The organism is Limnohabitans sp., assembly GCF_031538885.1.
Classification (GTDB): Bacteria; Pseudomonadota; Gammaproteobacteria; order Burkholderiales; family Burkholderiaceae_C; genus Limnohabitans.
The window spans coordinates 1-13,008 of record NZ_JAVKLW010000059.1 but is presented as its reverse complement, the minus strand read 5'-3'; the positions used below and the strand labels follow the sequence as shown (position 1 = coordinate 13,008).

Below are 13,008 nucleotides of genomic sequence, written 5' to 3'. Positions count from 1 at the left end.
TCTGGTACCCAACGGGGATGATGTGGACGCTGATGTGGCCTTGCTTCATGGGGATGCCGATATGTGCTTGGCGACTCAGGCACAACTGGCGCGTCAGCAAGGGCCCTTGGTCAAGCTCATCAGCATGACGGCTGGCGACACGCCTATTGCGCTTGCCAGTTTGCTGAGCGAACAAAGCCTAAGCATCAACACCGCTGCAGCGGGGGGAAATGCCAGCTTGATGACGATCGAGATCTAGCGTTGATGGCGAGCGCATCTTTTGTGGAGCAGACGATATGTGGTGGTGAAAATCCACCCTGTCATGGTGATGCAGGAAGATCGCTCATGCCTTGGTGACGCAACAAGGCATCGAGTTGGGGCTCACGGCCACGGAAGGCTTTGAACGACGCCATCGCAGGGCGGCTGCCGCCGACTTCCAGAATGGTTTCTCGGTAACGGCGACCGGTGTCAATGTTGGGCTCGCCCTCTGCACCTGCGGTTTCTTCAAACGCGGCATAAGCATCGGCACTCAGTACCTCGGCCCACTTGTAGCTGTAGTAACCCGCGGCATAACCACCTGCAAAGATATGGCTGAAAGTGTGCAAGCTGCGACCCCATGCGGGGCTTTGCAGCACAGCGACTTCGGCACGCACATCGCGCAGCACTTGCATGAAGTCTTGGGCTTTTTCTCCATCAGCATGCAGCAGCATGTCCACGAGCGAGAACTCGATTTGGCGCAGCGTTTGCAAACCGCTTTGGAAGTTTTTGGCGGCCAGCATTTTGTCGAACAACGCGCGTGGCAGGGGCTCGCCGGTGTCGACGTGCGCGGTCATGTGACGCAACACACGCCACTCCCAGCAGAAGTTTTCCATGAACTGGCTGGGCAGCTCTACTGCATCCCACTCCACGCCGCTGATGCCTGACACATCACGCTCGTTCACTTGCGTGAGCATGTGGTGCAAGCCGTGGCCACATTCGTGGAAGAGGGTGATCACGTCGTCGTGGGTGAGCAGCGGTGGCTTGTTGCCCACGCTTTCTGCAAAGTTGCACACGAGGTGCGCCACAGGCGTTTGCAAGGTGTGTGTGTCGGGGCGCAACCAGCGGGCGCGCACATCGTCCATCCAAGCGCCGCCGCGCTTGCCTACGCGTGCGCCAGGGTCCAAGTAGAACTGGCCGACCAGCACCGGCGGCAGCCCGCGTGAGCGGGTTTCGTCGGTGTGACGCTCGATGCGATAGAACTCCACCGCAGGGTGCCACACCGGGGCTTGGTCACGGCGAATGCTCACCTCAAACAGGGTCTCTACGATTTTGAACAAACCCGCCAACACCTTAGGCGCGGTGAAGTACGGTTTGACTTCTTGTTCGCTGAAGGCGTAGCGCGCTTCTTTGAGCTTCTCACCGATGTAGGTCCAATCCCAGGGCTGTGGGTCTTGAATGTGCAGGTGCTCGGCAGCAAAGGCACGCATTTCGGCCACATCTTTTTCCGCATAAGGACGGGCACGTTGGCCGAGGTCACGCAAGAACGCCATCACTTCAGCGGGTGACTGCGCCATCTTGGCTGCCAACGACACCTCCGCGTAGTTGGCGTAGCCCAAGAGCTGCGCTTCTTCTTGACGCAAGGCCAAGATCTCTTTCACCCACGGTGTGTTGTCTTGTTCCGTCTTACCCGCTTGCACTGCTTCGGATTGGTTAGAGGCGCGTGTGGCGTAAGCGCGGTAGAGCTTTTCACGCAAAGCCGAGCTGTGCGCGAACTGCATGATGGGCAAGTAGCACGGCATTTTGAGGTTCAGCTTGTGGTCTGCGACACCGTCTTTGCCTTTCAGGCCATCCTTTTCAGCCGCAGCGCGTGTGGCGTGCAGCACGTCTTCAGGTACGCCGGCCAATTCGTCAGCCGTGACGATGGCAGACCATTGATCGGTGGCATCCAAGACGTTTTCACTGAACTTTTGGCTCACTTCGGCACGCCGCTCTTGAATCGCTGCAAAGCGTTCTTTGGCCTGGTCCACCAGCTCTGCACCAGACAGCACAAAGTTACGCATGGCCAAGGTGTGTGCGTGTTTTTGTTCGGCGTTCAAACTGGCTACATCAATGGCTTTGTACTTGGCATACAAGCGTTCGTTGGCGCCAAGGCGTGTGTAGAACTCGGTCACGCGGGGCAAGGCTGCTGTGTAAGCGGCACGCAGCTCTGGCGTGTCTGCCACCGAGTGCAAATGGCTCACGGCACCCCAAGCGCGGCTGAGTTTTTCGGTCGCGACATCGAGCACAGCAGAAATGGCTTTCCACTCGGCAGGGAAGTCGGTGGCCGTGACTTTCTCTAAGGCCGCATCTGTTGAAGGCAAAAGTTGGTCAAGTGCCGGTGCAATGTGCTGTGGCTGGATGACATCAAAGAGTGGGTGATTTGAGAAATCGAGGAGCGGGTTGGTGTGTGCGGTGTTGGATGTCATGGTCTTGACTCGTTAAGCGTGTGGCTTCTCAGATAAGGCCCGTTGCGCCGATTCCAAGGTGTTGACCAACAACATGGTGATGGTCATCGGCCCTACGCCGCCTGGCACAGGGGTGATGTAGCCGGCCACTTCTTTCACACCATCAAAGTCCACGTCGCCGCAGAGCTTGCCTTCGTCGTTGCGGTTCATGCCCACGTCTAGCACCACCGCGCCGGGCTTGACCATGTCGGCGGTCAACACGTTGCGCTTGCCTACGGCTGCAACGATCACATCGGCTTGCAGGGTAAGTGCTTTGAGATTTTGGGTGCGCGAGTGCGCCACCGTCACGGTGGCATCCTTTTGCAGCAGCATGAGCGCCATGGGCTTACCCACGATGTTGCTGCGGCCAACCACCACGGCGTACTTGCCCTTCAAGTCGTAACCAATGCTCTCCAACATCTTCATGCAGCCATAAGGCGTGCAAGGCCAGAACCCGCTTTTTTCTTGGCCCGGCATGCCCGTCATCAAAGCGCCCGCGCTGGCGATGTGAAAGCCGTCCACATCTTTGGCGGGGCTGATGGCTTCGATCACTTTTTGTGCGTCGATGTGTGCGGGCAAGGGCAGTTGCACCAAGATGCCGTGAATGGATGCGTCGTTGTTCAACGCTTCAACACGGGCCAACAAATCGGCCTCAGTCATGGGGGCTTCGTATTTCTCGAGCACCGAGTGCAAGCCAGCCTCTTCGCAAGCCTTGACCTTGTTGCGCACATACACCTGGCTGGCTGGGTTGTTACCTACCAACACCACGGCCAAGCCGGGCGTCAAGCCTTGTTCTTTGAGTTGGGCTGTGTCGGCAGCCACTTGCGCACGCAGTTGTTTGGAAAGGGCGTTGCCGTCAATGAGTTGGGCTGTCATGGTGTTGTGTATATAGAGGAGAGGTTGAATTAAAACGCCCGTGAAATACGGGCGTTAAAGGGGGCATTGAAGGAGTTACCAACGGCGTCTGTTTAGGCTTTGGCGGCGTTTTGTCCGAGCGCGGTTTTCAGCAAGTCAGCCACGGTGTTGGCGTTGAGCTTTTCCATGATGTTGGCGCGGTGCGCTTCCACGGTTTTGATGCTGATGCCCAAGTCGTCAGCAATTTGCTTGTTCAAGCGGCCAGCCACGATGCGCTCCAGCACTTGGGCTTCGCGGGTGGTGAGTTTGGCCATCAGCGCGTCGCGGCTCGCGGCTTGCTGGTACTCAGTAAACGAAAGTGTGGCTTGACCCAGCATGCGCTCGACCAACGTGACCAGTGCCGTCTCGTCAAAAGGCTTTTGGATGAAGTCCATTGCGCCTTTTTTCATGGTGTCCACCGCCATCGGTACGTCACCGTGGCCTGTGATGAAGACGATGGGCAGGGGCGATTTACGCTCCACCAAACGGTCTTGCAAATCCAAGCCTGTCATGCCACCCATGCGGATGTCCACGATCAAGCAAGCGACTTCGCGCTGGTCGTAGCGACTGAGAAAGGTTTCGGCTGAATCAAAGCAACGAACGCGGTAGTCCTTGCCGTCTAGCAACCATTGCAGTGAATCGCGAACAGCCTCGTCATCATCGACAACGTAGACCGTACCTTTTTTAGGAATCAAGCTCATCAAAAAACTCCAACCTTATCGGACCGGTATCCAGAAGGAAAAACGGCAGCCCGTGATATCTTTACCATTGTAGAGGTTCTCGGCTTTCATCCGGCCTTGGTGGGATTCGACGATAGAACGGCATAAATTCAAGCCAATGCCCATGCCTTCAGACTTGGTAGAGAAGAAGGCTTCGAACAAGCGCTGCATGACTTCTGGTGGCAAACCTCGGCCAGTGTCGGTGACCGAAAACTCAACCACGGCTTGACCTTCTTCGTTGCGGGGCACGACCTTGAGTTCAACCTCGCGTTGGGTCAAGGGGCGTTGGGCGAGGTCAATCGACTCTGCGGCGTTGCGCAGCAAATTCACCAACACCTGTTCAATCAAGATCGGGTCGACGTGGATGGATGGCAGGCGAGCGGCAAGCACTTGGTTCAAACGAATCTGGCGTCGGCGCATTTCAATGCCTGCTAGCTCCACGGCTTCGCTCACCATCGCAGCCACATCGGAGGGGGTTCGATTGGGCTCACTGCGTTTCACAAAAGAGCGAATCCGTTGAATGATTTGACCCGCACGTTGGGCTTGGTGTGCGGTTTTTTCAAGAGCTTTGAGTAGGTCTTCTTCGCTCAGATTGTTGGTTTTGATGCGCGAGATCATGCCGCTGCAATAGTTGTTGATGGCGGTCAAGGGTTGGTTCAGCTCATGGGCCACGCTGGAGGCCATTTCACCCATGGTGATGAGGCGACTGGCGGATTGCGCGCGTTCGGCTTGCATCTGCGCCTGTTCTTCGGCTTGGCGACGTGGGGTGATGTCGGAGGCAATCACCATCTGCGCCAAACGCCCGTCGACCCAGTTGAGGTAGCGTGAGCGCACTTCCAGCCATTTACCCAATTCGGGCAAGAAGATTTCCGCATTCTCGGTTTTAGTTTCGGTGATGCCCTCGGTCGGCAGGCCCATCAATGCATCGTCTTGGTCTTGTCCATCGTCTTGTGCAGCTTCAGAGGCGTTGAGTGCGCGAGGCTGCCCCGCTTGGGTGACCAAACTTAAGTGCCCGTGTGTGGTCGTGTCGAACCACTGGCGATATAACTTGTTGGCAAACAGCAGCTCTTTGCTCCCTAGCGGTGCTACAGACACGGAGGCATCCAAACCTTCGAGCACGGTGGTGAAGCGGTCATGGGCGGCAGAGAGTTGTTCGCGGATGCGGTTGGGCTCGGTGATGTCAGTCATGGACGTCATCCAGCCCGTTTGTTGGCCGCGTGCATCCACCAACGGTGAGACATACAAACGCGCATCAAACACTTCGCCACTTTTACGCTTGACGCGCACTTGAAAGCCGCTGGCGGTGGTGTCGCCTTGCAGTTCTTGGGTCAGCTTTTGCTCCAGCGTGTCACGGTCTTCTTCGGGCCAGTAGGGGAAGGGCGGCACACGACCCACTAATTCTTCCTCGGTCCAGCCCGTCATTTGGCAAAACGCAGCGTTCACATAGGTGATTCGGCCTTTGAGGTCCATGGCACGCATGCCGGTGAGTATCGAGTTCTCCATCGCGCGGCGAAAGTTGGTTTCAGCCACCAAGGCTTGTTGTGCTTGGACGCGACGGCGGGTGTGACGCCACGTACCGATCAACATCCAAGCGGTCATGGCACTGAGTACGGCCACCAACCAAAACACACCATTGCCAATCAAACCCTGTGAGGTGCGGTACGCCTGCGCGTACAGCGACAAGGCATAGCCCACGGGTGTGATGGGTACTTCGTATTCGTTGGTTTGGAACAGCCAAGGCAGTACCTCTGTCACTTTGGGCCGTGCTTTGTTGGCTTGTCCTGCGAGCACGTTGTTGTTCACATCACGCAGCGAGACGGCATAGCGGTTGGCAATTTCATTTGGCACGGCAAAGCGCAGCATGCCGTCCATCGTGTACTCGGCCAGCAACACGCCCTCGAATTTGCCATGCGCGACGATCGGCACATGTAACTGTAGGTGTGTGTAAGGCGCCGCATTGGCCCGTTTTTCGACGATTGGCTGCGAGTAAACAGGCTGCAACAAGTCATGCGCGAGACGATAGGTGCTTAAGGTTTCGGTGTGGGTGACAGTACTGCCTGTGAGAAAGCTCATCGTGGAGTTGTTGCTGGCACTGGCATAAGACGCATGCACACGCTGGCGCGCATCTAGCCACGTCAGGCTGGCTAACTCAGGGCTTTGATTCAACAGCGTTTTGGCTTCACTAGGAAAAGCTTTGCTATCGGTTTCTCGGTTGGCAATGTCACGGGCCATACGCATGATCTGCTCTTGCTTGTCGAGCAAGCGCAAGCGTAGGCGTTGTTGTGCGTACTCCACATCGCGCCGTACCACCTCTTGCTCACGCACGATTTCTTCGTAACGCAAATACCAAAACGCGGTGGTGATGGCTGCCATGAACAACACCACCGCCGCCAACGGTGCGATGAAGGCAAAGCGATCTTGTCGGTTGGGTGTTTGTTTGCGCCACCACTGGCGCCAGTGGGTGATGAGCTGCTTGAGAGGAGAGAGGGGCGATGTTTTGGACATGTGTGCTGAGTTTATGTCTGCGCTGACATCACGTTTTGAAGGGCTCATTTCATTTCACAATAAGAAATCAATGACCGCTATTTGAAATTTTTAAAAATTGTGCGAAACTTCGTACATTCGAGTCAAAACAGTGCAACAAGAGGAGACAAGCATGTCAGCACAACCGAACGATCTGCGCACCGACGTGGACAGCCAAGAAACGCGTGAATGGATGGACGCTTTGTCCGCCGTCATCAATGCAGAAGGGCCCGAACGTGCGCATTTCTTGTTAGAGCAATTGCTCGAGCACGCGCGCGAGAGCAGCATTGACATGCCGTTCTCTGCCAACACGGGTTACGTCAACACCATCGAACCCGACCAAGAAGCACATTGTCCCGGCAACATCGAAATTGAAGAACGCCTGCGCGCCTACATGCGCTGGAACGCGATGGCCATGGTGGTCAAAGCCAACCGTCACAACCCAGAAGACGGTGGCGACCTTGGCGGTCACATCGGTTCATTTGCATCCTTAGCCCACATGTTCGGTGCGGGCTTTAACCACTTCTGGCACGCTGAAAACGAAAACCACGGTGGCGATTGCTTGTACATCCAAGGCCACGTGTCACCCGGCGTTTACGCCCGTGCTTACCTTGAAGGCCGCTTGACCGAAGAGCAGTTGCTCAACTTCCGTCAAGAAGTCGACGGCAAAGGCTTGTCCAGCTACCCACACCCCAAACTCATGCCTGAGTTCTGGCAGTTCCCCACCGTGTCGATGGGCCTTGGCCCATTGATGGCCATCTACCAAGCGCGCTTCTTGAAATACTTGCATGCACGTGGCATTGCCAACACCGAAAACCGCAAGGTGTGGGTGTTCTGTGGCGACGGCGAGATGGACGAAGTTGAATCTTTGGGTGCGATCGGTTTGGCTGCTCGCGAAAAACTCGACAACTTGATCTTCGTGGTCAATTGCAACTTGCAACGTTTGGACGGCCCCGTGCGCGGCAACGGCAAGATCGTGCAAGAACTCGAAGGCGAATTCCGTGGTTCTGGCTGGAACGTCATCAAGCTGTTGTGGGGCAACGAGTGGGACAAGCTCTTAGCCCGCGACAAAGATGGTGCTTTGCGCAAGATCATGATGGACACCTTGGACGGTGACTACCAAGCCTTCAAAGCCAACGACGGCGGTTATGTGCGCAGGCATTTTTTCGGTCGGGATCCACGCACACTGGAGATGGTGTCGCACATGAGTGACGATGAAATCTGGTCCTTGAAGCGTGGTGGCCACGACCCACAAAAGGTGTATGCGGCTTACCACGAGGCCGTCAACCACAAAGACCAACCTACGGTGTTGTTGATCAAGACGGTCAAGGGCTTTGGCATGGGCAAAGCAGGCGAGGGCAAGAACAACGTGCACCAAACCAAGAAGCTCACGGATGAAGATATCAAGTACATGCGTGACCGCTTCAACATCCCAATCCCAGACAGCGAGCTGTCCAAGATTCCGTTCTACAAGCCCGCTGACGACACGCCCGAAATGCGCTACTTGCACGAGCGTCGCCAAGCTTTGGGTGGCTATTTGCCACACCGTCGCACGAAAGCTGAAGAAAGCTTCACCGTGCCCGCGTTGGACATCTTCAAGTCAGTGATGGAGCCCACCGCCGAAGGCCGTGAAATCTCCACCACCCAAGCCTATGTCCGCTTCCTCACGCAGCTGTTGCGTGACCAAGCTTTGGGCCCACGCGTGGTGCCAATTTTGGTGGACGAGGCACGTACTTTTGGTATGGAAGGCTTGTTCCGTCAAATTGGTATTTACAACCCCGCAGGTCAGCAATACACACCGGTCGATAAAGACCAAGTGATGTATTACAAGGAAGACAAAGCCGGTCAAATCTTACAAGAAGGCATCAACGAAGCTGGCGGTATGTCGAGCTGGATTGCAGCTGCCACCAGCTACTCCACCAGCAACCGCATCATGGTGCCGTTCTACGTGTACTACTCGATGTTTGGTTTCCAACGCATTGGCGACTTGGCATGGGCGGCTGGCGACATGCAAGCCCGCGGCTTCTTGTTGGGCGGCACATCGGGCCGTACCACTTTGAACGGCGAAGGCTTGCAGCACGAAGACGGTCACAGCCACATCATGGCCAACACCATTCCTAACTGCGTGTCTTATGACCCCACCTTCGCACACGAAGTCGGCGTCATCTTGCACCACGGTTTGAAGCGCATGGTGGAGAAGCAAGACAACGTCTTCTACTACATCACCTTGTTGAACGAAAACTACGCGATGCCCGGCCTCAAAGCTGGCACCGAAGCGCAAATTATCAAAGGCATGTACTTGCTGCAACAAGGCGAGGGCAAGAAGACGGCCCCCCGCGTGAACTTGTTGGGATCGGGCACGATTTTGCGCGAATCCATCGCTGCACGCGACTTGCTCGCTGCCGATTGGGGCGTCGCTGCCAACGTGTGGAGCTGCCCAAGCTTCAACGAACTCACACGCGACGGCCAAGACGCCGAGCGTTACAACTTGTTGCACCCCACCGACAAGCCCAAAGTGCCATTTGTGACTGCACAGTTGGACCCATACGTCGGCCCCGTGGTCGCCTCGACCGACTACATGAAGGCCTATGCCGAACAGATTCGTCCGTTCATCCCTAAAAACGCGGACGGTTCTGGCCGCACTTACAAAGTGTTGGGCACGGATGGTTTCGGTCGCTCTGACTTCCGCAGCAAACTGCGCGAGCACTTTGAAGTCAACCGCCACTACATCGTGGTCGCCGCCCTCAAAGCCCTCAGCGAAGAAGGCACCGTGCCAGTGGCACAAGTGGTTGAAGCCATCAAAAAGTACGGCATCAAAGTCGACAAGATCAACCCGCTGTACGCCTGATTTACGTATGCGAAAAAGCATTCGTTATTTGTTGGCTGGTTTGCTCACAGCTTTGTTGTTGACAGCAAATGCGCAAACACCATCTGCCGCCAATGGGAAGTTGATCACCGTCAATAGCCGTGAAGGTGTGAAAATTTCTTATTGGTGGATGTCACATCCACAAGCCACGCAAACCGTGCTTCTCTTTGCGGGAGGTGGCGGTGGCATGGGCTACAAAGATGGGCAACCGCAATCGGAAAATTTCTTGGTTCGCTCTAGGGGCTTGTTTTTTGAGCAAGCATTCAATGTGGCGATTCTCGGTAACCCTTCCGATATGCGAGACATGCCCGCGCCCTATGTTTGGAGAACTTCAAAGCAGCATGCCCACGATGTGTTGGCTGTGATGGATGATTTTTCCAAATCAAGCCAGCAGCCCGTGTGGTTGGTTGGCACATCGGCTGGCACGATCTCGGTTGCAGCTTTGGGGCCGCAGTTACAAGATCGGCTTGCCGGATTGGTTTTGACAGCATCAGTCACAACATACCAGTGGTCAACAGGTATTCCTAAGCTCAACATTGAACCCATTCGTTTGCCTGTGTTGCTGTATCACCACCAAGACGACGCTTGTCAATGGACGCAGGCTAGGGAGTTGCCTTGGATATCAAGAAAATTAATCAACGCTTCGTTAGTTAAAACGATGGTCGTGACTGGTGGGGCGAACCCGACAGGACACCCATGTGAAGCCTTGCATTGGCACGGCTTCATTGGAATGGAACAACAAGCGGTTCAAGATATTTCAGCTTGGATCAATAACCCTCAGCCATAACGATACATATCGTTTATCAGGAGACACAACATGGCATTGGTAGAAGTAAAAGTCCCAGATATCGGGGATTTCGACGAAGTGGCAGTCATTGAGCTGCTGGTCAAAGTGGGCGACACCGTGAAAGCGGAGCAGTCCCTCATCACCGTCGAGTCAGACAAAGCCTCGATGGAAATTCCATCGAGCACAGCGGGCGTGGTCAAAGAACTGCGCGTGAACTTGGGCGACAAGGTCAAAGAAGGCTCCGTGGTGTTGGTGGTGGAAGCCGCTGGTGCTGCAAGCCCTGCGGCGTCAAATGCATCAGTACCGGCTGCCGCGCCTGCGGTAGCTGCTTCTGTAGCCGCTGCTGCACCTGTTGCAGCAGCAGCCCCCGTGGCCGCTGCTGCGCCATCAGCATCAGGCCCCATCGAAATTCATGTACCAGACATTGGCGACTTCAAAGACGTGGCCGTCATCGAAGTGTTTGTGAAGCCTGGCGACAGCATCAAGGTGGAGCAATCGCTCATCACCGTGGAGTCTGACAAAGCGTCGATGGAGATTCCATCCTCACACGCAGGCGTGCTCAAAGAGCTCAAAGTCAAAGTGGGCGACACCGTCAACATTGGTGACTTGCTGGCCATTTTGGAAGGCACGGTGGCTGCCGCTGCTGCCGCTTCTGCTGTTGCAGCCTCTGCGTCAGCAGCTACTGCCGCGCCTGCCGCTGTTGCTGCACCTACTGCTGTTGCCGCAGCAGTTGCTGCCGTGGCAGCACCTGCACACGCACCGGGCGCACCCACCTTGGGCTTGCCACACGCATCACCCTCTGTGCGCAAGTTCGCACGCGAACTCGGTGTGCCGTTGGAAGAGCTCAAAGGCTCTGGCGTTAAGGGCCGCATCACGCAAGACGACGTGCAAACCTTCACCAAGTCCGTCATGTCTGGCGCGACACAAACCAAGGCGCAAACCGCCAAAGGTGGCGCATCTGCCAGTGGCGATGGTGCGGCCTTGGGGCTCATCCCATGGCCGAAGGTAGACTTCGCGAAGTTTGGTCCTGTCGAGCGCAAAGAAATGGGCCGCATCAAGAAGATCAGTGGTGCCAATTTGCTGCGCAACGCCATCATGATTCCCGCCGTCACCAACCATGACGACTGCGACATCACCGACCTCGAAGCCTTCCGTGTCTCGACCAACCTAGAGAACGAAAAGGCGGCCAAGAGTGGAAATAACGCAAGCGTTAAGGTCACCATGCTGGCGTTCTTGATCAAGGCTTGCGTGGCCGCGCTCAAGAAATACCCAGAGTTCAACAGCTCGCTCGACGGCGACGCATTGGTCTACAAAAACTACTGGCACATCGGCTTTGCGGCTGACACGCCCAATGGTTTGATGGTGCCCGTCATCCGCGATTGCGATAAAAAAGGCGTGCTGCAAATCAGCCAAGAAATGTCAGAGCTGGCCAAGAAAGCCCGCGACGGCAAACTCGGCCCCGCAGAAATGACCGGCGCCACCTTCACCATCTCTAGCCTCGGCGGCATTGGTGGCAAGTACTTCACGCCCATCATCAACGCGCCCGAAGTGGCCATCCTCGGTGTGTGCAAGAGCACCATGGAGCCCGTGTGGAACGGCAAAGAGTTTGTGCCACGTTTGATGTTGCCTCTGTCGCTGACGTGGGACCACCGCGTCATCGACGGCGCCGCAGCGGCACGCTTCAATGCGTACCTCGGTCAAATCCTCGGCGATTTCCGTCGCGTCTTGCTCTAAGCCCAAGGAACTGATATGGCAATGATTGATATCCAAGTTCCAGACATCGGCGACTTCGACGAAGTGGCCGTGATCGAGTTGCTGGTCAAAGTCGGCGACGCCGTCAAAGCAGAGCAATCGCTCATCACCGTGGAGTCCGACAAAGCGTCGATGGAAATTCCATCGTCACACGCGGGCGTGGTGAAAGAGTTGAAAGTCAAGCTGGGCGACAAAGTCAAGCAAGGCTCGGTGGTGTTGGTGTTGGACGCAGAGGGTGCGGCTTCTGCACCTACGGCTTCAGCCCCCGCATCGGCTCCAGCTGCTCCTGCACCCGCAGCAGCTTCAGCAGCCCCCGCACCCACAGCCTCATCCTTCGGCGGCTCTACCGACATCGAGTGTGACGTACTCGTGTTGGGCGGTGGCCCCGGCGGTTACTCGGCTGCGTTCCGCGCCGCTGACCTCGGCTTGAACGTGGTCATCGTCGAGCGCTACGCCACCTTGGGCGGCGTGTGTTTGAACGTGGGTTGCATCCCGTCCAAAGCTTTGCTGCACGTGGCAGCCGTAATGGACGAAGTCAGCCACATGGCCGACCTCGGCGTCGACTTTGGCAAACCAGTAGTCAACATCGACAAGCTGCGCGGCCACAAAGAAAAAGTCATTGGCAAACTCACCGGCGGCTTGGCGGCCATGGCCAAGATGCGCAAGGTCACCACCGTGCGCGGCTTGGGCCAATTTGTGGGTGCACATCACCTCGAAGTGTCGGAGACCACCGGCACTGCACAAGAACAAAACGGTAGCAAAAAAGTGATTGCCTTCAAGAAGGCCATCATCGCTGCAGGCTCGCAAGCCGTGCGTTTGCCTTTCATGCCTAACGACCCACGCGTGGTCGACAGCACGGGTGCTTTGGAACTCAAAGAAGTGCCTAAGCGCATGCTCATCTTGGGCGGCGGCATCATCGGCCTAGAGATGGGCACTGTTTACAGCACGCTGGGCGCACGCCTAGACGTGGTGGAAATGATGGACGGCCTCATGCAAGGCGCTGACCGCGACTTGGTCAAGGTCTGG

The 13,008-nt window shown here is 56.3% G+C and carries 9 protein-coding genes; 5 read left to right on the top strand and 4 right to left on the bottom strand.

Translation table 11 applies throughout. From position 1 onward, the window contains the following. A partial coding sequence (locus RMS03_RS04345; protein ID WP_310625877.1) for a hypothetical protein occupies positions 1-238 on the top strand: 238 nt, incomplete at its 5' end. 61 nt (positions 239-299) lie between these two features. Here the strand turns inward: RMS03_RS04345 and RMS03_RS04340 are convergent. The 4 genes from RMS03_RS04340 to RMS03_RS04325 all read right to left on the bottom strand — a co-directional run bounded on the left by RMS03_RS04340 (position 300) and on the right by RMS03_RS04325 (position 6,559). Then, entirely contained in the window at positions 300-2,423 is a 2,124-nt protein-coding gene (locus tag RMS03_RS04340) for a M3 family metallopeptidase (protein WP_310625876.1), read from the bottom strand. Positions 2,424-2,435: 12 nt separating this feature from the next. Continuing rightward, on the bottom strand, positions 2,436-3,317 hold the full coding sequence (folD, locus tag RMS03_RS04335; RefSeq protein WP_310625875.1) for a bifunctional methylenetetrahydrofolate dehydrogenase/methenyltetrahydrofolate cyclohydrolase FolD: 882 nt from the start codon (positions 3,315-3,317) through the stop codon (positions 2,436-2,438). A 92-nt stretch (positions 3,318-3,409) separates the two neighbouring features. Next, complete coding sequence (locus RMS03_RS04330; protein ID WP_310625874.1) at positions 3,410-4,036, bottom strand: response regulator; 627 nt, start codon at positions 4,034-4,036, stop codon at positions 3,410-3,412. A gap of 15 nt (positions 4,037-4,051) precedes the next feature. Further along, positions 4,052-6,559 carry a PAS domain S-box protein gene (locus RMS03_RS04325; RefSeq protein WP_310625873.1) on the bottom strand — a complete coding sequence of 836 codons (2,508 nt, stop codon included), beginning with the start codon at positions 6,557-6,559 and terminating at the stop codon, positions 4,052-4,054. A gap of 151 nt (positions 6,560-6,710) precedes the next feature. Here RMS03_RS04325 and aceE point away from each other — a divergent pair, with 151 nt between their 5' ends. The 4 genes from aceE to RMS03_RS04305 form a co-directional block, all read left to right on the top strand. Continuing rightward, on the top strand, positions 6,711-9,425 hold the full coding sequence (gene aceE / locus RMS03_RS04320) for a pyruvate dehydrogenase (acetyl-transferring), homodimeric type (protein ID WP_310625872.1): 2,715 nt from the start codon (positions 6,711-6,713) through the stop codon (positions 9,423-9,425). Further along, on the top strand, positions 9,367-10,230 hold the full coding sequence (locus RMS03_RS04315) for an alpha/beta hydrolase (protein WP_310625871.1): 864 nt from the start codon (positions 9,367-9,369) through the stop codon (positions 10,228-10,230). The genes aceE and RMS03_RS04315 overlap by 59 nt, the downstream gene beginning before the upstream one ends. Before the next feature lie 30 nt (positions 10,231-10,260). Then, positions 10,261-11,964: a dihydrolipoyllysine-residue acetyltransferase gene (gene aceF, locus RMS03_RS04310; protein ID WP_310625870.1), complete on the top strand. Its 1,704-nt coding sequence runs from the start codon at positions 10,261-10,263 to the stop codon at positions 11,962-11,964. A 15-nt stretch (positions 11,965-11,979) separates the two neighbouring features. Beyond that, positions 11,980-13,008 (top strand): FAD-dependent oxidoreductase (locus RMS03_RS04305; RefSeq protein WP_310625869.1); only part of this gene is annotated, 1,029 nt, incomplete at its 3' end.